This window comes from Sphingomonas panni (genome assembly GCF_022664435.1).
Taxonomy (GTDB): Bacteria; Pseudomonadota; Alphaproteobacteria; order Sphingomonadales; family Sphingomonadaceae; genus Sphingomonas; species Sphingomonas panni.
This window is the reverse complement of the sequence record NZ_JAKREU010000003.1, coordinates 131,990-156,493: the sequence shown is the minus strand read 5'-3', so window position 1 is coordinate 156,493 and position 24,504 is coordinate 131,990. Positions and strand designations below refer to the sequence as shown.

General features: G+C 67.4%; 18 protein-coding genes and 1 pseudogene. 9 read left to right on the top strand and 10 right to left on the bottom strand.

Annotated elements, in window-relative coordinates:
* Positions 1-690 precede the first annotated feature (690 nt).
* The 3 genes and pseudogenes from MF609_RS20050 to MF609_RS07740 form a co-directional block, all read right to left on the bottom strand.
* Positions 691-1,590: pseudogene (locus MF609_RS20050) on the bottom strand (glycosyl hydrolase 2 galactose-binding domain-containing protein); the annotation flags it as partial.
* A gap of 92 nt (positions 1,591-1,682) precedes the next feature.
* Positions 1,683-3,971 (bottom strand): beta-N-acetylhexosaminidase, encoded by a 2,289-nt coding sequence (locus MF609_RS07745; RefSeq protein WP_242415741.1) that lies wholly within the window; start codon positions 3,969-3,971, stop codon positions 1,683-1,685.
* Between the two features lie 139 nt (positions 3,972-4,110).
* On the bottom strand, positions 4,111-6,834 hold the full coding sequence (locus MF609_RS07740; RefSeq protein WP_242415740.1) for a TonB-dependent receptor: 2,724 nt from the start codon (positions 6,832-6,834) through the stop codon (positions 4,111-4,113).
* 425 nt (positions 6,835-7,259) lie between these two features.
* Between MF609_RS07740 and MF609_RS07735 the strand changes: the two genes are divergently transcribed.
* Genes MF609_RS07735 through nagE form a run of 5 tightly spaced genes read left to right on the top strand, consistent with a single transcriptional unit; the run spans position 7,260 to position 14,502 of the window.
* Positions 7,260-8,054, top strand: coding sequence for a GntR family transcriptional regulator (locus tag MF609_RS07735; RefSeq protein WP_242415739.1), 795 nt, complete (start codon positions 7,260-7,262; stop codon positions 8,052-8,054).
* A 31-nt stretch (positions 8,055-8,085) separates the two neighbouring features.
* Entirely contained in the window at positions 8,086-9,144 is a 1,059-nt protein-coding gene (locus tag MF609_RS07730; RefSeq protein ID WP_419723070.1) for an SIS domain-containing protein, read from the top strand.
* Entirely contained in the window at positions 9,141-10,268 is a 1,128-nt protein-coding gene (gene nagA, locus MF609_RS07725) for an N-acetylglucosamine-6-phosphate deacetylase (protein ID WP_242415738.1), read from the top strand. Before MF609_RS07730 ends, nagA begins: the two co-directional genes overlap by 4 nt.
* A gap of 59 nt (positions 10,269-10,327) precedes the next feature.
* Positions 10,328-12,832, top strand: coding sequence for a phosphoenolpyruvate--protein phosphotransferase (ptsP, locus tag MF609_RS07720; RefSeq protein WP_242415737.1), 2,505 nt, complete (start codon positions 10,328-10,330; stop codon positions 12,830-12,832).
* Positions 12,829-14,502 carry an N-acetylglucosamine-specific PTS transporter subunit IIBC gene (nagE, locus tag MF609_RS07715; RefSeq protein WP_242415736.1) on the top strand — a complete coding sequence of 558 codons (1,674 nt, stop codon included), beginning with the start codon at positions 12,829-12,831 and terminating at the stop codon, positions 14,500-14,502. Before ptsP ends, nagE begins: the two co-directional genes overlap by 4 nt.
* A gap of 6 nt (positions 14,503-14,508) precedes the next feature.
* Here nagE and MF609_RS07710 read toward each other — a convergent pair whose 3' ends face one another.
* Entirely contained in the window at positions 14,509-14,682 is a 174-nt protein-coding gene (locus MF609_RS07710) for a hypothetical protein (protein WP_242415735.1), read from the bottom strand.
* On the opposite strand from MF609_RS07710, the gene MF609_RS07705 reads away from it, so the two are divergent.
* Entirely contained in the window at positions 14,669-17,668 is a 3,000-nt protein-coding gene (locus tag MF609_RS07705; protein WP_242415734.1) for a TonB-dependent receptor domain-containing protein, read from the top strand. The genes MF609_RS07710 and MF609_RS07705 overlap by 14 nt on opposite strands.
* 61 nt (positions 17,669-17,729) lie before the next feature.
* On the opposite strand, the gene MF609_RS07700 is transcribed toward MF609_RS07705, so the two are convergent.
* Together MF609_RS07700 and hemW are read right to left on the bottom strand one after the other, a co-directional pair.
* Entirely contained in the window at positions 17,730-18,725 is a 996-nt protein-coding gene (locus MF609_RS07700) for a glycosylasparaginase (protein WP_242415733.1), read from the bottom strand.
* 64 nt (positions 18,726-18,789) lie between these two features.
* Entirely contained in the window at positions 18,790-19,950 is a 1,161-nt protein-coding gene (hemW, locus tag MF609_RS07695) for a radical SAM family heme chaperone HemW (protein ID WP_242415732.1), read from the bottom strand.
* A 20-nt stretch (positions 19,951-19,970) separates the two neighbouring features.
* On the opposite strand from hemW, the gene MF609_RS07690 reads away from it, so the two are divergent.
* Positions 19,971-20,534, top strand: coding sequence for a CAP domain-containing protein (locus MF609_RS07690; protein WP_242415731.1), 564 nt, complete (start codon positions 19,971-19,973; stop codon positions 20,532-20,534).
* Positions 20,535-20,550: 16 nt separating this feature from the next.
* Here MF609_RS07690 and MF609_RS07685 read toward each other — a convergent pair whose 3' ends face one another.
* From MF609_RS07685 to rph, 4 genes are all read right to left on the bottom strand, one after another.
* A complete protein-coding gene (locus MF609_RS07685) occupies positions 20,551-20,856 on the bottom strand; it encodes a VOC family protein (RefSeq protein WP_336944562.1) in 306 nt (101 codons plus the stop codon).
* A gap of 144 nt (positions 20,857-21,000) precedes the next feature.
* Positions 21,001-21,216 carry a hypothetical protein gene (locus MF609_RS07680; RefSeq protein ID WP_242415729.1) on the bottom strand — a complete coding sequence of 72 codons (216 nt, stop codon included), beginning with the start codon at positions 21,214-21,216 and terminating at the stop codon, positions 21,001-21,003.
* 112 nt (positions 21,217-21,328) lie between these two features.
* The gene (rdgB, locus tag MF609_RS07675) at positions 21,329-21,958 is read right to left on the bottom strand and encodes an RdgB/HAM1 family non-canonical purine NTP pyrophosphatase (RefSeq protein WP_242415728.1); all 630 of its coding nucleotides are present in this window, start codon (positions 21,956-21,958) and stop codon (positions 21,329-21,331) included.
* On the bottom strand, positions 21,955-22,671 hold the full coding sequence (gene rph / locus MF609_RS07670) for a ribonuclease PH (protein WP_055791268.1): 717 nt from the start codon (positions 22,669-22,671) through the stop codon (positions 21,955-21,957). Before rph ends, rdgB begins: the two co-directional genes overlap by 4 nt.
* Before the next feature lie 118 nt (positions 22,672-22,789).
* Between rph and MF609_RS07665 the strand changes: the two genes are divergently transcribed.
* Both MF609_RS07665 and hrcA read left to right on the top strand, forming a co-directional pair.
* A complete protein-coding gene (locus MF609_RS07665; protein ID WP_242415727.1) occupies positions 22,790-23,290 on the top strand; it encodes a DUF6438 domain-containing protein in 501 nt (166 codons plus the stop codon).
* A 176-nt stretch (positions 23,291-23,466) separates the two neighbouring features.
* Positions 23,467-24,504, top strand: a complete 1,038-nt coding sequence (gene hrcA / locus MF609_RS07660; protein ID WP_242415726.1) for a heat-inducible transcriptional repressor HrcA — start codon at positions 23,467-23,469, stop codon at positions 24,502-24,504.

Below are 24,504 nucleotides of genomic sequence, written 5' to 3'. Positions count from 1 at the left end.
CATGAAGCGCGGGCAGCTGTCGAGATAGGCGGTGGCGGGCTTCTTGCCGCCCCACACGTCCCAATAATGGCGGTCGCCATTGCCGTCCTGATCGGGCTTGCCCTCGTAATTGGCGCTGGGGCTGCCGGGCCAGTAGGGGACGTCGGCGTCGCGCCGTTCGGCGGCATCGCGCAGCACGCGGTCGAACAGGATCGCCATGCCGACCCCGACACGTTCCTGTTCGTCCGCCCCGACACGCTTCTTGAAGGCGGTGCGGTCGCTCCAGCCCTCCCAACCCGACAGCACTTCGTTATTGCCCGACCACAACACGATCGAGGGATGCGCCTGCACCCGTTCGACCTGTTCCTCGGCCTCGATCTTCACGCTCTCCCGATAATCGGGGTCATAGGGGGTGATCGCGCCACCGAACATGAAGTCGGACCAGATCATCAGCCCCAGCCGGTCGGCGGTGTCGAAGAAGCTGTCGGGCAGGTACATGCCGCCGCCCCAGATGCGGATCATGTTCATGTTCGCCGCCTGCGCGTCGCCCATGATCCGGGACATGTACGCATCGGTGACGCGCGGGCCGAAGCTGTCGAACGGGATCAGGTTCGCGCCCTTGGCGAACACCGGAATACCGTTGATGCGGAACAGGAAGCCGCGACCGATCGCGTCCTTTTCCCGGACCAGTTCGACGGTGCGGATGCCGGTCGAGCGTTGCTGCGTGTCGACGACTTCGCCGTCCAGACGGGTTTCGGTGGCGACGGTGTAGAGTGGCTGCGCGCCATAGCCGGCCGGATACCAGAGTTGCGGCTTGGCGATGGCGAGGGGGACGCTGACCCGGTTCTCACCCGCCGTGACGGCGACGGTGCGGGTGGCGCGGACCTTGGTGCCGTCGGGGGCGGTGACGATCGCGTCGACCTGCACGGTGGCGTCGCGGTCGGCGACCAGCGTCACGTCGGCGGACAGGCGGGCCTCGGTCGGGGTCACCGCCTCCTGCTGGACGCGCAGCGTATCGATGCGAACGTCGTCCCACGCGTCGACCTTCACCGGGCCGTTGGGACCGACATTGATGATGCGGGGACCCCAGTCCCAGCCATAATGATATTTGGGCTTGCGGATGTACGGCGAGGTCTGCCGCCCTTCCGGTTCGTCGCCGGCGGTCGAGTCATATTCGCCGGGGAGCGGGTTTTCGAGTCTCGCGACCATGGGCTTCAACACACCCAAGGGCGACTTGAACGCGATGCGGATCTCGTTCGCGCCCGCCTTCAGCAGCGGCTTGGCGTCGGCGCGCCAGCGGCGATGGGCATTGTCGGCGGCGAGCAGCTTCGTGCCGTTGACGAACACCTCGGCAAAGGTGTCCAGCCCGTCGAACACCAGGTCGACATGCCCGCGCGCGAGCAGGGTGGGGGAGGCGTTCAGCGTGCCCTTATATTCCCAGTCGCTGCGCCCGACCCATTGGATCGTCGCTTCGTTCAAGCCCGTGAACGGATCGGGCGTGACCTTGGCCGCGATCAGGTCGGTCTGGACATAGCCGGGCACCTTGGCCGGCAGCCAGCGCGCCGCCTTCGGATGCGCCTTCGCCGCCGCATCGCCGGGCGCCAGGCGCACCTGCCACCCCTTGTCGAGCGTCACCGTCTCGCGCGGCGCCGCCCACAGGGCTGCGGGGGCGGCGGCGAGCAGAAGGAACAGCGCAGGCTTCTTCACTTCGCGTCTTCCAGTTGCAGCGTGTCGACGGTGTAGAAGGGGTCGGATAGCGGGGAGGTGAATTGCAGGCACACGTCCGTATCGCCCGGCTGCTTCGCGAAGCTGCCCTTGAAGGCGAACCGGTTGGGTGCGGTGTCGGGATCGGGCAGCGGGAAGGTCGCGGCGATGGTCCCGTCGCAGCCGCCGGTCCGCATGACCAACTCGCCATATTGCGTGACCGCGAAATGCTCGCGCAGCGCCTTGTAATCATGCGCCAGGCCATAGTGGCGCGGCAGGCGGGCGACGGTCACCGTGAACGCCTGCGCCACGTCGAGCGGCATCTTCGGTGCCTGGGTACAGGTGTCGAAGATATTGACGTTGTACGCCGGGGCGTCGCCCGACTGGCCGGACACCAAAGGCACGCGCAGCCCCAGCGCGCCCTTCGGGCACGCCACCATGTCCGCCGTGCCGGTCGCCCGCAGCAGCGCGGGCTGAGTCGCGTCGAACGCGCGGGGGCGGGCGAGGGCATGGCCGTCCTTCGCAAAGGCGGCGGCGGTGATCGTCTGGCCCGGCTTCACCGCGATCGGCGCGGCATAGGCGCGCGAGCGAGCGGTCGGCTGGCTGCCGTCGGTGGTGTAGCGGATCGTGCCGGCGCCGGTCTGCGTCGTCATCGCAAGCTTGGGAAGCTTCTGGCGCAGAACGTCGCCCTTCGATCCATCGAGCGCGTAGGTCACCGCGAACGCCGCATCGGCCGCCGCGATCCCCTGCCGCTCATAGCGCAGCATCTGCGGCTGGAGGCGTTCGACGAACCCCTTCCAGTCGCGCTTGTCGCGCGGGCTCCAGGTGAATTCGGCGATGGCCGACAGGCGCGGGAAGGTGGCGTGTTCCTTCTGCTTCGCGGTCGCCAGATATTCGGACCACGCATTGCCCTGCGCGCCCAGCACATGCGCCGCGGCCTCCGCCGTCACGCCGGGGCGGACGGGTTCATAGCCATAGACCATTTCCAGCGTCTGCAGCCCGATGCGACCGGGCGGCTCGTCGCCGGCAGCCGACTGGATATTGTCGAGATAGAGATTGGGCGCGGGCGACATGACGACGTCATGCCCCTTGTTCGCCGCCTCGACCGCGCCCGCCTCGCCGCGCCACGACATGACCGTCGCGCTGGTCGGTACGTCGCCTTCGAGGATTTCGTCCCAGCCGATCAGGCGGCGGCCCTTGCTCGCCAGATGCTTGCCGAGTTCGGAGATCATCCAGCCCTGCATCTGGTTCTCGGTCTTCAGGCCCAGCGCCTTCATCTGCGCCTGCACTTGCGGAGAGCGCTGCCACTGGTCCTTCACCGCCTCGTCGCCGCCGACATGGATGAACTGGCCGGGGAAGATGTCGATCAGCTCGTCCAGCACGTTCTTGATGAAGGTCATGCTGCGCGGGGAGGGGGAGAAGAGCCACGGATTGACGCCCCAGTCATGGCCGACCGGCGGGCGGTCGCCCAGCACGCCGACCTCCTCCGGATAGGCCGCGACCGCCGCCTGCGCATGGCCGGGCATGTCGATTTCGGGGACGATGGTGATGCCGCGTTCCGCCGCATAGGCGACCAGCTTGCGCAGCTCGTCCTGCGTATAGAAGCCGCCGACCTTCGGCCCCGGCTGTCCGCCCGCGACCGGGGGTTCCCGGAACCCGCCGATTTCGGTCAGCTTCGGGTATCGCTTGATCTCGACGCGCCATCCCTGATCGTCCGTCAGGTGCATGTGCAGCGTGTTGAGCTTCTGCGCGGCCATCGTGTCGACGATCGGATAGAGGGTGTCGATCGGCTGGAACGAGCGGGTCACGTCGACCATCAGTCCGCGCCAGCGGAAGCGCGGCGCGTCGTTGATGGTGGTCGCCGCGACGCGGACCGGCTTGCCGAACTGCGTATCGGGGCTGAGCAGCTGGGCGAGCGTCATCGCGCCCCAGATCAGGCCCCGGTCGCCACTGGCGGCGATGGTGATGCCGCTGGAAGTGACGGTCAGGCGATAGGCTTCGTCACCGGCGATCGCGGCGTCGCGGACGAAGCGGATCTTGCCCGTAGCGCCGGGCGTCAGGGTCAGGCCGCGGTCGACCTTCACCCGGTCGGCCAGCAGGCGTGCGGCGGTCGCGGCGCCCTTGTCAGCGGTCGGGGCGACGATGCCGGCGCCGTTGGCGATGGTGATCGATCCGCCGGCCGGCGTCATCTGCGCCGGCAGCGGGAGCAGGGGGGCGGTCTGTGCGGATGCGGGCGCGACGATCGCGGTTGCGGCGGCGAGGGCGGCCCAGGTCAGACGATGCTTCACGCGATACTCCCCTTGGATGACCGGTCGATTCGACCGTGCCGGAACTTCTAGCGGCCCGAACGAAAAAAGGCCCCGGCAAAGCCGGGGCCTTCGGGCAAAACGGAGGGCACGGGCCGCACCCCCCGGATCACCGGCCCCTTCACATACGGAAGGTGGCGTTGAGCGAGAACACCCGGCCGTTCTTGTACACCGAGGTCGGCGCGTTCGGGGTGCTGCTGTACTGATAGTAGGTTTCATCGAGCAGGTTCGATGCCTGTGCCGTGATCGACACGCCTTCGGTCAGCGCATAGCTGATCTGTGCATCGAGCTGGCGATAGGCATCGGTATAGTCCTGCGACGACTGGCGGCCGAAGCGATAGAAATACTTCGAACGACGGTTGTAGCTGACCCGCGCCTGGAACGGACCATTCTCGTAATAGGGCGAGAGCTGGAGCGTGTGGCGCGACAGGTACGGCAGGCCGGTCGCCAGCGACGCCTCGGCATCGGCGAAGGTGTAGCTGCCCTGGAAGCCGAAGCCCCAGATCAGGTTGGTATTGCCCGACAGCGAGAAGCCGGTGACCTGCGCCGTACCGCCATTGACCGGCCGCGAGACGGCATAGGTCGCATTGCGGGCGAGCAGGACGTTGAACTGCGTCTCGTTGTTCACCTGGTTGACGGTGTAGTTCGAAATGTCGCGGTAGAAGAACTCGGCCGCCAGGAAGCTGGCCGGCGCGAAATACCATTCCGCCGACAGGCCGTAATTGGTGGCTTCGTAGGGCTTGAGCGCCGGGTTGCCGCCGCTACCGCTCAGCTGGTTGTCGTCGAGCGACAGGGCGCCGGCGAGGTCGCTGTAGCGCTGGCGGGCCAGCACCTTCGCGGCCGAAGCGCGCAGCACGACGTCTTCACCCGCCTGGTAGATCAGGTTCGCCGACGGCAGCAGGCGGTTATAGTCGTTCTTGACCGGCGTGTAGGTGTAGACCGGGAAGGTCTGACCCGAACGGTTGCTGGCGGTGTAGAACTTCGCTTCGTCGCTGGTGTGGGCGAAGCGCACGCCGACGTTGCCGCGGAACTTGCCGGTTTCGAAGTTCGCTTGGGCATAGGCGGCCGCGATCTTTTCGTTCACGCCGAAGAATTCGTTGAACGAGAAGCCACGGTCGATCTGCTTGTTGCCGTACTTGGCAAGGGCGGCGATGATGCCGTCCTTGTCCAGCGTGGCGTACGGGGTGCCGTTACCCGACACGCCGAGGCCGTTATAGAGACCGCCCGGCAGGACGTAGTAAGGCAGGTCGGCCAGCGTGAAGTTCTGGTTGGTGAACACCGCGTTGCTGTAGGTCGTCTGCTTGTTGTCGTGATCGACATAGCGACCGCCAAACAGGATTTCGGTCACCGGACCGAAAGCGACCGGGTGCTTGAAGTTCACTTCGGCGAACTTCTCCTGGTCCATCGTGAAGCCCGACTGGAGCGGGATGCCACCGATCTGGCGACCGAAGAACTGCACGCCGCCGTTGCGCGCCAGATCCTGCGCGCCGAGGTTGCTGCCGCCCGACGCGGTGAAATTGCTCAGCCACATCGTCGGGTCGCTGGCCGGCTTCGCCCAGTTGACGACGGTGTCCTGGCCGTTCGCGCCGGCAGTGAAGCCCTGCTGCGTACGGAAGTCGAGCAGATATTCCGGGTCCTTGCCGCCGGTAGCCTTGGTGCCGCCGACATTGCCGGTGATCGTCCAGTCGCCCGGCTTCCAGTCGACGAGCAGCGTGACCGAGTCGTTCTTCAGGCGGGTACGGCGATAGTTGGTGTCGAGCTGGCCGGTGGCACCGGTCTGGCCGGCGGCGATGCCCGCGAAGGTCGCCGAGGTGACGAGGCCGTTCGACGACTGTGCCGAGACCAGACGCGAACCTTCGAAGCCATAGGTATAGGCCGAGTTCGACACGTTGTCGTAGTTGCCGCGGATGAACAGGCCGGTCGCGGTCACCGTCAGGTTGTCGGTCGGACGAGCCTGTACCGCACCCGAGAAACCGATGCGCTCACGCTCCTGCTTGAAGAATTCGCGGGCGAGGAACGACGCGAAGCGCGCGCTGCTGAAGCTGGCGCGTTCGGCGGCGGTCAGCGCGGCGATGTTCTTGCCGTTGATCGTCGCGGTGGTCGGTGCGTTGGCGAGCAGCGCGTCGCCGGTGCGATACCAGTAGACCGCCGAACCGGCGCGGCTCAGCTGTTCCTTGTCGTAGCTGACCGAGCCGAGGAAGCCGATCGTGTCGTCGGCATTGTGCCAGCTGTACAGCGCCGACCCACGGAAGCTTCCGCGCTTGGCACGGTCGTTATATTCGCCGCCGGCGGTGGCCGCGATCGTGCCCGACTTCAGGTCGAGCGGCTTGCGGGTGACGACGTCGACGCTGGCGCCGATCGCGCCTTCCTGCAGGCGGGCTTCGGGGGTCTTGTACACGACCGCCTGGCTTATGATCGTCGGCGACAGCAGCGAGTAGTTGAACGAACGGCTCGAACGGTCGGACGGGTTGCCGCCCCAATCGGCCGAGGCGACCGAGTGGCCGTCGACGGTCAGGCGGTTCAGCGCCGGCTCGACGCCCGCGATCGACAGCTGCTCGCCTTCGCCGAACTGGCGGTCGACGGTGACGCCGGGCAGGCGGGCCAGCGAGTCGGCGACGTTCGCGTCGGGGAACTTGCCGACGTCTTCGGCCGAGATGACGTCGACGATCGAGCTGGCGTCACGCTTGGTCGCAATCGAGTCGGCGATCGACTTGCGGATGCCGGTGACGGTGATCGTATCGCCCTCGTCCGCCGTCGTCGGCGCGGGCGCTTCCTGTGCGAAGGCCGGCGTGGCGAGTGCCACCAGCGCCGTGGAAGCTAGATATGCGAAGCGCGAAAAAGCCATGGATCCCTACCCCTTAACTCCGAGCGCAATATGCGCTCCCCCGATGTGGCCGCGACGGGCAAGACGACTTGCGTCGAGCATTGGACCTGTATTGGTTCCATGCCGGCTCGTTTTGGTCGATTGCAATGTGACCAATCGCAATCATAAAATCTACATAAAAATGAAAACATTATGTACTGGTGGAAAAATAGCCGGATTTTGGCGCGGAATTTTGCCGCAGGCGGTCCATATTTGCGCTTTCAGGTAATATAATTACTCAAACGGTCTTGGCGCTCCGCCGTCACCCATCGTTCGATGCAAGGCCAAAATGCGATGCTGGGGTAGTCCAATCGCAGCCCTGATGCTTCGATGAACCCGCAAATCGCCCCTGGGTCAGAGGTCGAATCTGCATTGCACAATACCAAAAACATACCTATCCAGAGCCTATGTCCGCGCCGTCCGCCCTTTCGATCGACCGTTCGCCGGCCTTGCCGGTTGCCGGGACGACGTTCTCCGAACGGGTCGGGCAGTTGCGCGGCGACGCCCATGCGCCGCTGTACGTGCAGCTGCAGCAGCTGGTCCGCAGCGCGATCGAACGGCGCATCCTGCAGCAGGACGACGCGATCCCGCCCGAACGCGACCTCGCCGCCGAATATGCCGTGTCGCGCATCACCGTGCGCAAGGCGATCGAGGGGCTGGCGAACGAGGGGCTGGTGGTGCGTCGGCGGGGTGCGGGCACCTTCGTCGCGGCGCGGGTCGACAAGAGCTTTTCGAAACTGTCGTCCTTTTCGGAGGACATGGTCGCGCGGGGGCGCGTGCCGAGCAGCAGCTGGGTGTCGAAATCGGCCGGACTGGTGACGCCCGAGGAATCGATGTCGCTGGGCCTGTCGCCGGGAACGCCGGTCTATCGGTTCCAGCGGATGCGCTTTGCCGACGACGTGCCGATGGCGGTCGAATATTCGGCGATTGCGGGCCATTGCCTGCCGAATGTCGATGCGGTCGGTGAATCGCTCTATGCCGCGCTGGAAGTGACCGGGTGCCGCCCGGTGCGCGCCTTGCAGCGGCTGCGGGCCATGGCGTTTCCCGCCGAACAGGCGAAGCGGCTGGGCGTCGAGGTCGGCCATGCCGGGCTGTTCATCGAACGGCGCGGCTTCCTGGCCGATGGCGACACGGTCGAGTTCACCCAATCCTATTATCGCGGCGATGCCTATGACGTCGTCGCCGAACTGAACGCAAGCTGATCCGGCGCTGGCCGGGACCAAGAGGGGGTTCATGACGTCCATAGTCGAAGCCGGGCCGAAGCCGGTCCTAGCCGAGCATACCGCCATGCACCGCGAGGCGGGGGAGGGGGCCGCGTCGGTCGCCCGGTTCCTGTCGCGCAATGCCGCCACGCTGAAGGCATTGGGTGAATCGCTGCGCGCCGATCCGCCGGCACTGGTCGTCACCTGCGCGCGCGGGTCGTCGGACCATGCCGCGACCTATGGCAAATATCTGGTCGAGACGCTGTGCGGCGTGCCGGTCGCGTCGGCGGCGCCGTCGGTCGCGTCGGTCTATGCGACGCGGATGGAGCGGATGAACGCGCTGGTGATCGCGGTGTCGCAATCGGGCCGCAGCCCCGACCTGCTGCGCACGGTCGAAAGCTACAGGGCGGCTGGGGCGCGCGTCGTGGCGCTGGTGAATGTCGAGGATTCGCCGCTCGCCGCCTTGGCCGACACGGTGCTGCCGCTGTCGGCGGGGGCGGAGACGTCGGTCGCCGCGACTAAGTCGTTCATCGCCTCGCTCGCCGGTCTTGCCGCTATCGCTGCACACTGGAGCGGGGACGCCGACCTGCTCGCCGCGCTGGACGGCCTGCCCGCGCAGTTGGAAGAGGCGTTCGCGCTCGACTGGACGGCGGTGGCCGATACGCTGGTCGATGCGCGCAACCTGTTCGTGATCGGGCGCGGCTACAGCTTCGGCGTGGCGCAGGAAGCGGCGTTGAAGATGAAGGAAACCTCCGCGCTCCATGCCGAGGCGTTCAGCAGCGCCGAGGTTCGCCACGGGCCGATGGCGATCATCAATGACGGCTTTCCGCTGCTGGGCTTCGCCACCTCCGACGATGCCGGCGACGACGTACGTGCGGCGGCGGCGGAGTTCGCCGGGCGCGGCGCCGCGGTGCATCTGGCCGATGCGGCCGATGGCGACAGCCATCCGCCGGCGATCCGCAGCCACCCCGCGATCGAGCCGATCCTGATGATCCAGAGCTTCTATCGCATGGTCAACACGGTGTCGCTGCGGCGCGGGCTGAACCCCGACCAGCCGCCGCACCTGCGCAAGGTCACGGAAACCCGATGAGCAGTTTCGTCTTTCGCGGCGGGCGCGTCCTGGCCGATCACTGCACGCAGGACAGCTGCGCGTTCCGGGTCGAGCATGGCGTTATCGCCGACTTCCACGCCGGGGACGATGCGCAGGTCATCGACCTCGACGGCGGCTGGCTGGTGCCGGGCTATGTCGATACGCAGGTCAATGGCGGCGGCGGGGTGTTGTTCAACGACCACCCGACCGCGGAGGGCATCCGCGCGATCGGTGCGGCCCATGCACAGTATGGCACGACCGCCTATCTGCCGACGCTGATCAGCGATTCGCTGGAGATCGTCGCGGCGGGTCTCGACGCGGTGGATGCCGCGATCGAGGCAGGGGTGCCGGGCGTGGTCGGTATCCATGTCGAGGGGCCGTTCCTGAATCCCGCGCGCAAGGGCATTCACGACGCGAAGCATTTCCGCGCGCTGGACGATGCGGCGATCGACCTGCTGACCGCCCCGCGCAAGGGCGCGGTGATGGTGACGCTGGCGCCCGAGCGCAACGATGTGGCGGCCATCGAGCGGCTGGTCGCCGCCGGCGTGATCGTCAGCATCGGCCATAGCGACGCGACCTATGAACAGGCGCGCCGCGCGATCGATGCCGGGGCACGCGGCGTCACGCATCTCTATAACGCCATGTCGCCGCTCAAGCATCGCGATCCGGGCGTGGTCGGTGCGGTGCTGGAGGACCGCACGCTCTATGCCGGGCTGATCGTCGACGGCGCGCATCTCCACCCGGCGGCGATCCGCGTCGCGCTGGCGGCGCGGCCGATCGACCGGTTCATGCTGGTGACCGATGCGATGCCGACGGTCGGCGCGGCGAGCAAGGAATTCATCCTCAACGGCCAGCCGATCCATGTCGAGAACGGCGTGTGCGTCGACGACAACGGCACTCTTGCCGGCTGCGACCTCGACATGGCGACGGCGGTTCGGAACACGGTCGAACTGGGCGTATCGTTCGAGGATGCGGTGGCGATGGCATCGGGCAATCCCGCCGCGTTCCTGCGCCTGTCGCATCGGATCGGCAGTATCGATGTCGGCCATAGCGCCGATTTCGTGTGGCTTGCCGCCGACCTGACCGTGCGCGGCACGTGGATCGCGGGCAACCGCATCGTCTGACAGATCCGGCCCGGCGGGCGCAGCAGGCGCGGCCGGGCCTTCTACTCAAGGGGGCATTGATGACCGCCATCCAGCTGACCGCGCCGCTTCACGGTTGGGCGGCCGCACTCGACGATGTGCCCGATGCGGTGTTCGCGGGAAGGATGCTGGGCGATGGCGCGGCGATCGACCCGCTCGGCACCACGCTGCACGCACCGTGCGACGGACAGGTGCTGACGCTGCACGCCGGCGGCCATGCCATTACCCTGCGCGGGGAGGGCGGGATCGAGCTGCTGATGCATATCGGCATCGACACGGTGCAGCTGGGCGGCAGCGGTTTCACGGCGAAGGTCGCGGTCGGCGACATGGTGACGCGCGGACAGCCGTTGATCGACTTCGACCTCGACGCGCTGGTACAGGCCGCGCCATCGCTGATGACGCCGGTCATCGTCACCAATGGCGACCGGTTCCGCATCATCGATCGCTCTGGTGGCAAGGTGGTCGCGGTGGGCGAGCCGCTGCTGATGCTGGAGCCGCTGGACGCGGCGGCCGTCGTGCAGGATGCGTCGGGCGAGCGGGTCGTGGCCGACGTCGGCGTGCCGATGGCGCACGGCATCCATGCCCGTCCGGCGGCGCGCATCGGCGAGGTCGCGCGCGGCTTTGCTGCGACCTGCTGGCTGGCGAAGGGGGACGCGGAGGCCAAGGCATCGGGCGTGGTCGGGCTGCTGGGTCTGGGCATCCGGTTCGGCGACACGATCCGCATCAGCGCCAGCGGTCCCGATGCGGCACGGGCGGTCGGCGCGCTGGTCGCGTTGATCGAAGGCGGCATGGGCGAGGGCGTGGCGGAAGCGCCGGCCGCGCCCATCGCCGCACCGCCGCCGGTGCAGCCGGTCGAACTGCCGGAAGGGCAATTGGCCGGCACGCTTGCCGCGCCGGGCTTTGCGATCGGCACCGCCCGCTGGCTGCGGGTCGCCGACATTCCGGTGCCGGTCGACGGACAGGGACCGGGCGTCGAAGCCGCGCGGCTCGACAGCGCGCTGGCGGCGGTGCGCGACCGGCTGTCGTCGCAGGACGGCACCGGCGCAGGTGCTGCGATCCGCGCGGCGCATATCGCGTTCCTCGACGATCCCGAACTGCGCGAAGCCGCCGATCAGGATGTGGGTGCCGGGCGCGATGCCGGCCATGCGTGGCGACAGGCGACGCGGGCACAGGCGGCGACGCTCAGGTCGCTGGGCGATGCGCGGCTGGCCGAGCGCGCCGACGATCTGCTCGACCTGGAACGGCAGGTGCTGCGCGAACTGACCGGTGCGGCCGACGATGCGATGAGCTTCGCGCCGGGCACGATCCTGCTGGCCGACGACCTGTTGCCGTCGCAGGTGATGGCGCTCGATCCGGCCTGCGTTGCCGCCCTGGTGGTCGAGCGCGGCGGTCCGACCTCGCATGTCGCGATCCTTGCCGCGACGATGGGCCTGCCGGCGCTGGTCGCGGTCGGCGCGCCGCTGACCGACGTGGCGGATGGAACGACGCTGATCCTCGATGCCGACAATGGCGTGATCCACGTCGCGCCCGACGATGCCACGCTGGACCTTGCCCGCATTCGCATGGAGCGTCGCGCCGCCGATCGCGCGGCGGCGCTGGCGCAGGCGGCCGAGCATTGCGTCACCATCGACGGCAAACGCATCGAAGCCTTCGCCAATCTGGGGTCGCTGGAGGACGCGGTCGCCGCCATGGCCAATGGCGCGGAAGGATCGGGGCTGCTGCGCACCGAATTCCTGTTCCTCGATCGCGACACCGCGCCGGACATCGCCGAACAGGCTGCGCTCTATGGCGATATCGCTGCCACGCTGGAGGGACGGCCGCTGATCGTCCGCCTGCTCGACGTGGGCGGGGACAAGCCCGCACCCTATCTGCCGATCGCGCCGGAGGAAAATCCGGCGCTGGGCCTGCGCGGTATCCGCGTCGCGCTGGCGATGCCCGACATCCTCGAAGCGCAGCTGCGCGCGATCCTGTCGGTGCAGCCGGTCGGCCAGTGCCGGATCATGGTGCCGATGGTCGCCAGTGTCGACGAGATCGCCGCCGTCCGCGCGGTGGTCGACCGGTTGCGCGGCGAGCTGGGCATTGCCGATCGGGTCGAGGTCGGCATCATGGTCGAAACCCCGGCGGCGGCGGTGACGTCGGCGACGCTGGCCGCCCATGCCGATTTCCTGTCGATCGGCACCAACGACCTGACCCAATATGCGCTGGCGATGGACCGCGGCAATCCGGCGGTCGCGGGTGGCGTCGACGGGCTGCATCCGGCGGTGCTGCAACTGATCGCGCATACGGTCGAAGGGGGCAGGCGCCACGGCCGCTGGGTCGGGGTGTGCGGCGGGCTTGCCTCCGACCGGCTGGCGGTCCCGCTGCTGGTCGGGCTTGGCATTACCGAATTGTCGGCGTCGCCCCGGTTCGTTCCCGAATTGAAGGCGCTGGTCCGCCGGCTCGACACCCTTGCCTGCCATCGGCTCGCGATCCGCGCGCTGGCGGCATCCTCGCCGCGCGAGGTCCGCGCGATGGCACGCGAATTTCTGCAGGAGCTGACCGCATGAAGTCGATCGTCGAAGCGCTGCAACCGATCGGCCGGGCGCTGATGCTGCCGATCGCGGTCCTGCCGGTGGCGGGGCTGTTGTTGCGGTTGGGCCAGCCCGACCTGCTCGACATCGGTCTGCTCGCGGCGGCGGGCGATGCGTTGTTCAACAACCTCGGGCTGTTGTTCGCGATCGGTGTCGCCTGCGGCATCGCGCGCGACGGCAACGGCGCGGCGTGTCTTGCCGGAGTCGTCTGCTACCTCGTCATCAAGAATGGCGGGCCGGTGTTCCTGGCCGTTCCCCCGGAAGTGACCAAAGGGTTCGACGAAGCCACCGCCGCGACCCTGTCCGCTGCGTGGAAGATGAAGGCGTTCGCCAAGCTCGACGTGCCGATCGGCATCGTCTCCGGCCTGATCGGTGGCAGCTTCTACAACCGGTTCGCGACGATCAAGGTCCCGGAATATCTCGCCTTCTTCGGCGGACGCCGCTTCGTGCCGATCGTCAGCGGCGTGGCCGGCATCGCGATTGCGGTGCTGGTGGGCATGAGCTTTGCCGGGATCAGCGCGGCGCTCGACCTGACCAGCCGGGGGCTGGTGGCCTCGGGAAGCTTCGGGCTGTTCGGCTTCGGCCTGCTCAACCGGCTGCTGCTGGTGACCGGGCTGCACCATATCCTGAACAATGTCGCATGGTTCGTGCTGGGCGACTTCAACGGCACGACCGGCGATCTGCGGCGCTTCTTCGCGGGTGATCCCCATGCCGGGGCGTTCATGGCCGGCTTCTTCCCCGTCATGATGTTCGGCCTGCCCGCCGCGTGCCTTGCCATGTACCGCTCGGCGCTGCCCGACCGGCGCAAGGCGGTGGGGGGAATGTTGCTCAGCCTGGCGCTGACCAGCTTCCTGACCGGCGTGACCGAACCGATCGAGTTCTCGTTCATGTTCCTCGCCCCCGTCCTCTATGCGATCCATGCGGTGCTGACCGGCGTGTCGATGGCGGTGATGGACGCACTGGGCGTGCGGCTGGGCTTTGGCTTTTCGGCGGGGCTGTTCGACTATGTGCTGAATTATGGCAAGGCGACCAAGCCGCTGCTGCTGCTGCCGATCGGTGCGGTATATTTCGCGCTCTATTACGGGGTGTTCCGCTTCTTCATCGTGCGGTTCGACCTGAAGACGCCGGGCCGCGACGCCAGCGTCGCGCCGATGACCGGCGCGCCGGCGGCGGCCGGAGAGCGGGGGCGGGCGTTCCTGACGGCGCTGGGCGGCAGCACGAACCTGGCGAGCATCGGTGCCTGCACCACCCGGCTGCGGCTGGTGGTCGCGGACCAGGCGCTGGTCGACGAAGCGGCGCTCAAGGCGCTGGGTGCGATGGGCGTCATCCGCCCGTCCGACCGTGCGGTGCAGGTCATCGTCGGGCCGATCGCCGATCAGGTCGCGGAGGAAATCCGCGCGGCCGGGGCCGGAGTGCCGATGGCCGGCGTCGCGGCGATATCGGCGGAACCGGCCGGGGATGCGGCCGATCTGTCGCCGGCGCTGGTCGCAGCATTGGGCGGGGCAGGGGCGATCGTGCAGGCGCGGACGCTGGCCGGACGCGTCCGGGTCGAATTGCGCGAACCGCGGACGGTCGACGCTGCGACCCTGCCGGGCGTGCGGGGCATGGTACAGCTCACCCCGACCACCTTGCACCTGCTGGTTTGAGAACGTTCACGGTGTGTTGCGTAAACAGCACGCCGTGAAAGCAATACGGTTGGCATGGGTGAAAATCGGTTTCAGCTGATATTGACGCGACTGCTCGCTGACGGAAAACTGTCTCACAGGTGAAATAATCGCGCCTTGGGACGCGACACCGACAAGGGGGACATTCATGAAGCCGATCACCAAGCTGCTGGCAACGTCGTGCCTTGCGACCATGCTGGCGGGGACCGCCCATGCGCAGGTCGTGCCGGTCGAGGCTCTGCCGGATACGAACACGGCATCGACCAATAACGACGATGACAAGGCGATCGTTGTTACCGGCACGCGGATCGTCCGCCCCAACAACAAATCGGCCGCGCCGATCGCGACCGTGACCGCGCAGGAGATCCAGGCGCAGGGCGCGACCACGATCGAAGAGGTGCTGAACCGCCTGCCGCAGGTCGCGCCCAACGCCGAACAGAATTACGCCGAATCGAGCGGCCGCCAGCGCATCAAGCTGCGCAGCCTCGGCTTCGAGCGCACCCTGACGCTGGTCGATGGCCTGCGCCTCGGCATCCAGAACGGCATGGACGTCGGCATCATCCCGGCGTCGCTGGTCGAACGGATCGACGTGCTGAGCGGCGGTGCATCGTCGGTCTATGGGTCGGACGCGGTGTCGGGCGTCGTCAACTTCATCTTGAAGAAGAATTTCGACGGCGTGGAGTTGAACGCCAATTACAGCTTCTACAACCACCAGAACCGTGAAAACGCGGTGACCGAGGCTGCGCGGCGTGCCTTCTTCCAGACGCCGCTGGGCATGACCAACGACGGTGCCCGGATGGACGTCACGATGACGGCGGGCAAGTCGTTCTTCGACAATCGCGTCAACCTGACCGGCTTCTTCAGCTATCGCCAGTCGGACATTCTGCCGCAGGGTTCGCGGTCGTGGTCGGCGTGCGAAGTGACCCAGCCGACCAAGGACGCGGCGCTTACCTGTACCCGCAGCCAATATACCCAGGTCGGTACGATCATTCCCGGCAGCGGCGCGAATGCCGGCCGGGTGCTGGTCAACAATCCGAACGGTTCGGGCAACCTCATCCCGTGGGGTTCGGTCGCCGGTGCCGCCGCCAATCCGTTCGACGAATTCGCCGCGCAGCGTGAGTTCAACCGCATCAACGCCGGCGGTTTCCTGACCGTCGACCTGTCGGACGCGGCGGAAATCTATTCGACCTTCCTCGCCTATCGCGACCGGTCGCAGAACCCGACGCCGCTGCGCATCTATCCCTCGGGCGTCTATGGCGCGACCCCCTATCAGGTGAACTGCAACAACCCGTTCCTGTCGGCATCGCAGGGGCAGACGCTGTGCGGTAACGCGGCCGGCACGAACACGCTGGTGCCGTTCAACCTGCTGTACCGGTTCGACGGGCTGCCGCCCGCGTACAACAAGTTCGAAAATCTCGGCTACCGCGTCACCGGCGGCATTCGCGGCGACGTGCTGAAGGCATGGCATTACGACATTGCGGGCGTCTATTCGGCGAACCGTTCGACGCTGACCTATCCGGCATTCCCGGATGAGACGCGCCTGCGCCAGTCGCTGATCGTCGACAACGTCAATGGCGTGCCGACCTGCCGCACCGGCGGCTCGGCCTGCGTGCCGTTCAATCCGTTCCGGCCGTATAACAATGCCGCCGCCTTTGCCGACTATGCCTTCCAGTCGGTCGACGGTGCGCAGATCAGCAAGCCCAGCATGTGGCAGGTGCTCGGCACCGTGTCGGGTGACCTCGGCGAATATGGCATCAAGTCGCCGCTTGCCGATCAAGGCATCGCGATCGCCGCCGGCGTCGAATTCCGCGCCGAACGCTATATCGAGACCGCCGACGCCCTGTTCCGCGAAACCAATGGCGGCACCGACGCACGCTATACGCAGAACATCCTCGAAGGGAACGTCGAGGCGCAGCTGCCGCTGGTCGAGGACCAGAGCTGGACCCAGCTGCTGCAGATCAACGCCGGCTATCGCCGGTCGAAGTACAACCGCCTCGGCGGTGCGTTCGACACGTGGAAGGTCGAGGGGCTGTGGGCACCGGTCGACGACATCACCTTCCGTGCGTCGATCAACAAGGCGCAGGCCGCACCGACGCTGACGCAGGCGGTGTCGGCCAGCAACATCAACTATGTCACGGTCGGATCGCGCAACGATCCGTGCGCGACCACGCCCGATCCGCAGAATCCGGGCCGCTTCCTGGCCCCCGTCGCCAGCATCGCGGCGTGCCGTGCGACCGGCCTGCCCGACAATCTGTACGGCAGCCAGACGCTCAGCTGCCCGGACGGGCTGTGCACGATCCGCAACGGCGGGTTCAACCTGACCCCGGAAACCGCCTATACCAAGACGTTCGGCATCGTGTTCCGTCCGCGCTTCGTGCCGGGCCTGACGGTGTCGATCGACCGGTTCCTGATCGATCTGGACGATTCGATCAGTTATTTCAGCGCGGGCGATTTCGTGAACGGCTGCGTGCAGACGCAGAATCCCTATTATTGCCGCGGCATTGTTCGCAATCCGAACACCTACACGCTCTACAGCCCGGCGGCGAGCAACCCGACGACCGGCTTCATCATCCAGGGCACCAGCAACGGCTATAAGAGCGATTCGCACGGCTGGGATTTCCAGGGGCAATATGCGCTAAACCTGCAGACGGCCGGGCGGCTCGACCTGAGCTTCAACGGTACGTTGATGACCTCGGTCGGCGGGCAGGAATCGCCGACCGTCACCGCGCGCCAGTGCGTCGGCTATTATGGTCCGTTCTGTGGCGAAGGCTTCCCGAAATGGGTCCATGGCCTGCGCACGACGTGGTCGGATGCCAGCAACGTGGTGAACGTGTCGCTCAACTGGCGTCACCAGGGGCCGATGACGATCACCTTCAATGCAGAGGAAGGGTTGGGCATTCCCTATGGCCCGGCGAACCGTCGTTCGACGTACAACCGGATCGGCGCGTACAATTATTTCGATCTGGCGACGACGTTCAATGTCGCCAAACGCTATGTGCTGCGCCTTGCGGTCAACAACCTGTTCGATCGCGATCCGCCGCTGATCCCGAATTCGCGGTCGGAACTGGGGCTGCTGCGCAACAACACCGTGTTCCGCTACGACCTGCTGGGTCGTCAGATCGTGGCCGGGGCGACGGTCCGCTTCTGATCGGCACGGTCCGGTAGAACGAAGGGTCCGCTCCCCCGGTCGGGGAGCGGGCCTTTTCGCGTCAGGCGGTGCGCAGGCTGGCGGATTTGATGATGGTGCTGCGTCCGTCGTCGCCGGTTACGGCATAGGTGAAGCCCGGCAGGATCGCGAAGGCACCGACCTGTCCGTTCCGGTCCATGGCGAGGAAGCCGACCTGCACCCCGTCGAGCGCCTTGCCCCGCAGCTTCGCGATATGCTCGACCGCCTCGCGACAGGCGTTCATCGCCGTGATGCCGGCGCGCAGCGACGAAACCACGCGGGCGGTGCCGGCGATGCGGGTGACTTCCTCGCCCAGCCCGGTGGCGGTCGCCGCGCCCACGCCCGCCTCGACGAACAGGCCACTGCCGACCTGCGGTGAATCCCCGACGCGGCCGTGCAGCTTGAACGCCATGCCCGACGTCGTGCACGCGCCCGCCAGTTCGCCGTCGGGCGCGCGGGCGATCATGCCGATCGTGTCATGGTCGAGCGGTCCGCCCAGCGGCGCACGCGCATTCTCGCTATTGGCGACGGGGCGATATTGCGAGGTCTTGAGCCATTTGCGCCACTCCGCCTCGGCCTCGGACGTCAGCAGTTTTTCGGCGGAGAAGCCGTTGGCCAGCGCGAACTGCCGCGCGCCGTCCCCGACCAGGAAGGTGTGCGGCGTCCGTTCCATCACCGCGCGCGCGACCGAGATCGGGTGGGCGATATCCTCCATCGCCGCCACCGCGCCGACATGGCCCTTGTCGTCCATGATGACCGCGTCCAGCGTCACCCGCCCGTCGCGGTCGGGATAGCCGCCCTTGCCGACCGAATGGTTCGACAGGTCCGCTTCGGGCACCTTCGCCCCGGCTTCCAGTGCATCGATCAGGCTGCCGCCGCTCCTGAACCGGGCGACGGCGGCGTCGTTGGCGGCGGCGCCGAAGTCCCAGGTCGATGCGACGCGCAAGGTCCCGGGCGATCTCGGCTGGGCAGGCAGGGTCGCCGATCCGGCGGCGACGGCGATGCCGGCAAGGGCGGTGCGGCGGGTAATGGTCGGCATGGATGCCCCTTTTTTCATCGGTGATGCGCGGTTGTGCGCACTCCCGGCCAAGGGGGCAAGAGGATCAGACGGCGATCTCGCGCAGCACGGCGTCCAGCACCGGTATCCCCGCCGGGGTCAGCGCCAGCCGGTCGCCGTCGCGGGCCAGCAGCCCCTGCCGCGCCAGCAACGTCACCGCATCCGGCCGGACCACCGCATCGATCGGCCGTTCGCCGAGCGTGGCGATCCGCGCCAGGTCGACGCCCTCGCGCATCCGGAGGCCCATGACCAGCGCCTCGGTCACCCGTTCGTCAGGGGTGAGGGCGTCTTCGCGTTCGATGCCATGCCCGTTCCGGTCGACGGCGGCGATCCAGTTTTCGGGCTTCTTGCGTCGGACGGTCGCCATGCCGCCGCGCCGGCCATGCGCGCCCGGACCGATGCCGGCATAGTCGCGGTAGCGCCAGTAGGTGAGGTTGTGGCGGCTCTCCGCGCCCGGTCGGGCATGGTTCGATACCTCGTACAGCGGCAGTCCGGCGGCGCGGGTCAGCACCTGTGTCGTTTCGAACAGGTCGGCGGAGAGGTCCGCGTCGGGCAGCGTCAACTGCCCCTTGGCCGCCAGCGTCGCGAAGCGGGTGCCCGGTTCGATGGTCAATTGGTAGAGCGACAGATGTTCGGTGCCGAACGACAGCGCGCGGGTCAGTTCCGCCTCCCATGCCGACAGCGACTGGCCCGGCCGGGCATAGATCAGGTCGAAGCTGACCCGCGCGAAATGACGCTGCGCCACGTCCAGCGCCGCCAGCGCCTCGTCCACGCCATGCGCGCGTTCGAGAAAGGCGAGCGCGTCGTCGTGCAGCGCCTGTACGCCCAGCGACACGCGATTGACCCCGGCGGCGGCGATATCGGCGAAGCGTGCCGCCTCGACCGAGGACGGGTTCGCCTCCAGTGTGATCTCGATATTCGCGGTCGGCGGCCAATGGTTGCACGCCGCCTCGATGATCGCCGCCACGGTCGCGGGCGGCATCAGCGAGGGCGTGCCCCCGCCGAAGAAGATCGACGCCAGCCGCCGGTCGGGCAGGGCGGCGGCCTCATGCGCCAGATCGGCCAGCAAGGCCTGCAGCCACGCCGCCTGGTCGACGCCGTCGCGGACATGGCTGTTGAAGTCGCAATAGGGGCATTTCGACACGCAGAACGGCCAGTGGACGTATAGGGCTAAAGGATGAGGGTCGGGCGATTGGTCGGGCTGCATCGCCGTGCCATATGGTGCCGATGCGAGCGATACAAATGCTGTTGGCGGCGATCCCGCTGATCGCCTGTTCCGTTGGTACCCATCCCGCCCCGGGACGCGTCGTCGAACCCCGTGCGTCCACGGGAAGCGCGGCACATGGGCCGTCCCCGTTGCGGCAGGCGATGGAGGAGGGGCACCGCGCCGCGCGGGCCGAAAAGGGGTTGCCGCCGCTCAGCTGGGACCTGGCACTGGCGCGCGATGCGCAGGCCTATGCCGACACATTGGCCGCCACCGGCAATTTCGAACATTCTGAGCAGCCGGACGGTGACGCCGTGGAAGGCGAGAATCTGTGGAGCGGTACGCGCGGGGCCTATCGCTATGCCGAGATGGTGGGGCACTGGGTCGAGGAGAAGCGCGACTATGTGCCGGGCATCCTGCCGGACGTGTCGCGGACCGGCCAGTTCGAGGATGTGGGGCATTATACCCAGATCATGTGGCGCGCGACCCGACGGTTCGGCTGTGCGCAGGCGAGCAGCGCGGAGGACGATTACGTCGTCTGCCGCTACGCCCCCGCCGGCAACTATATCGGACAGCGCGCCTTCTGATCCGGCCGGGGGGCGGTCAGGGGTTGTGGACCACCGCCAGCTTGTTCCCCGCCGGATCGCGGAGATAGGCGGCGTACCAGTTCGGTCCATAGGGACGCAGGCCCGGTGCGCCTTCGTCACTGCCGCCATGCGCCATCGCCGCGGCGTGGAAGGCGTCGACCTGAGTCTGGCTGTCGACGAAGAAGCCGATCATCGCGCCATTGCCGGCGCTGGCCGGCGCGCCGTCGAACGGCGTACAGGCCCACAGGACGAACCCTTCGCCGCTGCCGCCCTTCGAATAGCCGCGCCAACCGGGAAAGTCGGCATGGCTGCTCCACCCGATCGTCGGCAGTACCGCGTCGTAAAAAGCGTGGGATACCGCCGGATCGAGCGCGCCGACCGTCGCCTATACCGTCATCGTCCATCCTCCCGTTCTTATGCCGGGAGAATAAGATGGTTACGCGAACGTATCAAGAACGAATGTGGATCAGCTTCGCGCGCCGGCGATCATCTTCGCGGCGATGTGGCGGACGGCATCGTCGTTCTTGTCGCCGCCATGGGTCGGGTCGCCCAGCTTGTCGAGGCTGGCTTCGAGCGAGTCGAGCAGGCCGGGATGCTGCCCCTCGACATAGCGCATCGTCCAGAACAGGAGATGTTCGACCGCGATCTCGCGGTGGCGGGTTTCGGTGATCGCGTCGGACATGGGCAGTTCCTTTCGGGCGTCCAATGCCTGGGCGGGGAGGGGTGTTCCGTTTGGTACGCTGGTCCCAATGCAACCGTCACCCCGGGTCAAGTCCGGGGTGACGGGAGGTGCTTCAGAACACCGCCTTCACCAGCTGTGCAAAGGCATCGGCGCGGTGGCTGATCGAATGCTTGTGGTCGGGATCGATCTCGCCATAGCTCTGATCCATGCCGTTCTGGACGAACATCGGGTCATAGCCGAAGCCATGCTGCCCACGTGGCGGCCAGACCAGTTGCCCGTCGACGCGCCCCTCGAACCATTCGACATGACCATCCGGCCAGGCGAGCGCCAGCGCGCAGACGAAGTGCGCCGCGCGGCTATGGTCGGGGCCGGTCGCCTGCATCCGCTCCTCGACCAGTCGCATCGCCGCGTCGAAATCCTTCGACGGCCCGGCCCAGCGGGCGGAGAAAATGCCCGGATCGCCGTTCAGTGCCTCGACGCACAGGCCGCTATCGTCGGCCAGTGCCGGGAGGCCCGACAGGTCGGCCGCCTGCAACGCCTTCAGCTCGGCATTGGCGACGAAGGTCGTGCCCGTCTCCTCCGGCTCCGGCAGGTCGAGTTCGCCGGCCGAGATCGGGGCGACGCCATAGGGACCGAGCAACGCCGCGATCTCGCGAATCTTGCCCGGATTGTGGCTGGCGATGACGAGCTTGCCGGGGGTGAGCTTGCGGATCGCCTGCGGCTCCTTGCCTTCGCCGCTCATCGCCCGGTCGCCCGCAGCTGTTCGGCGAAGATGCGGCCGCAACCGATGCGGGCAAGGCGCAGCAGGCGCAGCAGCGCCTCTTCGTCATAGCACGCGCCCTCGGCGGTGGCCTGTACCTCGGCGATGTTGTTGTCGCTGGTCAGCACGAAATTGGCATCGGCATCGGCGGCCGAGTCCTCGATATAGTCGAGGTCCAGCACTGGCGTGCCGTTGTGGATGCCGCAGCTGACGGCGGCGACCTGCCGGCTGATCGGATCGACCTCCAGCTTGCCTTCGCGCATCAGTCCGTCGACCGCGAGGCGCAGCGCCACCCATGCGCCGGAGATCGACGCGGTGCGGGTGCCGCCATCGGCCTGGATCACGTCGCAGTCGAGCGTGATCTGGCGTTCGCCCAGCGCCTTCAGGTCGACGACCGCCCGAAGGGAACGCCCGATCAGCCGCTGGATTTCCTGCGTCCGGCCGGACTGCTTGCCCTTGGCGGCTTCGCGGCTGCCACGGGTATGGGTGGCGCGGGGCAACATGCCATATTCGGCGGTGACCCAGCCCTCGCCCTTGCCGCGCAGCCATGGCGGCAGGCGTTCTTCGAGCGAGGCGGTGACCAGCACCTTGGTATCGCCGAAGCCGATCAGGCACGAACCCTCCGCATGGCGGGTGAAGTTCGTCTCGATCGTGATGGGGCGCATTTCGTCGGGGGTGCGGCCGGATGGGCGCATGGGAATCTCCTGAAATTTGCATCAGCACTAGCCGCCCGTTCATCGCCGCGCCAGCCACGGCGCGGTACGCCCATGGAATACGGGACCGAAACGACCGATGGAAAACAGGGAGACGATGATGAAGAGGATGGCTTTGGCGATGGTGCCGCTGCTGGGCGGATGCGTGATGGCCGTGGGCAATACGAACACGCCGCCGCCGCCGCCGGTCGCGATCGAGCGCGAGACGATCACCTATGAAACGTCGCGCTGCTTCGGAACCTGCCCGGTGTATCGCGTCACGGTTCAGCCCGACGGGACCGGCGTGTTCGAAGGGTGGCAGTTCACCAAGGTCGTCGGCACGCGGAATTTCCGCGCGACCCCTGCCCAATATCGCGCCTTCGCTGCCAAGCTGCAGCGTTATCGGCCGCAGGGCGAGCAATTGATCCAGCCGGGACAGCCGGGGTGCGGGCAGGTGGCGACCGATATGCCCTCGGTCGACATCCGCTGGAACGAGGTTTCGGGCGCGTCGCAGCACCTGTCGCTCTATTATGGCTGCCGGATGCACGATCAGGCGATGAACGAGGCGCTGCGCTCGGCACCGTATGAACTGCCGATCCGGGGGTTCCTCGAGACGCCGTAAGTTCCTCCCCGGAACGGGGAGGGGGACCAGCCACAGGCTGGTGGAGGGGGCTGTCGGCATAGGGCACGGTTGCGTTGCGCGGCGAACCCCCTTCACCATGCTGCGCATGGTCCCCCTCCCGATGAATGGGGAGGAACTGGGTTCCGCTCTCGGCTTGGTCGCCCTACATTCCTGCCATGGCCCAACCGATCCATGAATTGACCGACCGCGCCCGCGACGTGTTTCGGATCGTGGTCGACAGCTATCTCGCCACCGGCACGCCGGTGGGATCGCGGACCATTGCGCAGCTGTCGGGGCTGAACCTGTCGCCCGCCTCGATCCGCGGCGTGATGCAGGATCTGGAAGAGGCCGGGCTGCTCGCCGCGCCGCATGTCAGCGCGGGGCGGATGCCGACCGAGACGGGGCTGCGCCTGTTCGTCGACGGCATGATGCACGCGATGGAGCCGTCGGCACAGGAGCGCGCGACGATCGAGGCGCAGGCCGGCAATGCCGGTCCGGTCGAGGAGGCGCTGGCCGGCACTGCTGCCGCGCTGTCCGGCCTGTCGGCCAGTGCGGGCGTGGTGCTGGTGCCCAAGCGCGAGCCGGTGCTGCGACAGGTGTCGTTCGTGCCGCTGTCGGGCACGCGCGCGCTCGCGGTGCTGGTCGGGGCCGACGGATCGATCGAGAATCGGGTGGTCGAGACGCCCGGAGCCAGTCCCGCCGCGCTGGTCGAGGCCGGTAACTACCTGACCGCGCGCCTGTCGGGCCTGACGCTGAGCGAGGCGCGGGCGCGGGTCCTGCGCGAGATCGGGCAGGAACGCGCCGAACTGGACGTCGCGGCGCGCGCGCTGGTCGAACGTGGACTGGCGATGTGGAGCGAGGATGGCGACCATCGCCCGGTGCTGATCGTGCGGGGGCAGGCAAGGCTGATCGACGATGCCGCCAGTCATGATCTCGACCGCGTTCGGCAATTGCTCGACGAACTGGAGGGCAAGGAGGAAATCGCCCGGCTGCTCGAATCGGCGCAGGACGGCGATGCCGCGCGCATCTTCATCGGGTCGGAGAACAAGTTATTCGCATTGACCGGATCGTCGGTCATCGCCAAGCCGGTGCGTGCGCTGGACGGGCGCGTGGTCGGCGTGGTCGGCGTGATCGGGCCTGTCCGGTTGAACTATGCGCGCGTCGTGCCCATGGTGGATTTTACCGCAGCAACGCTGGCCCGCCTGCTGGGCTGA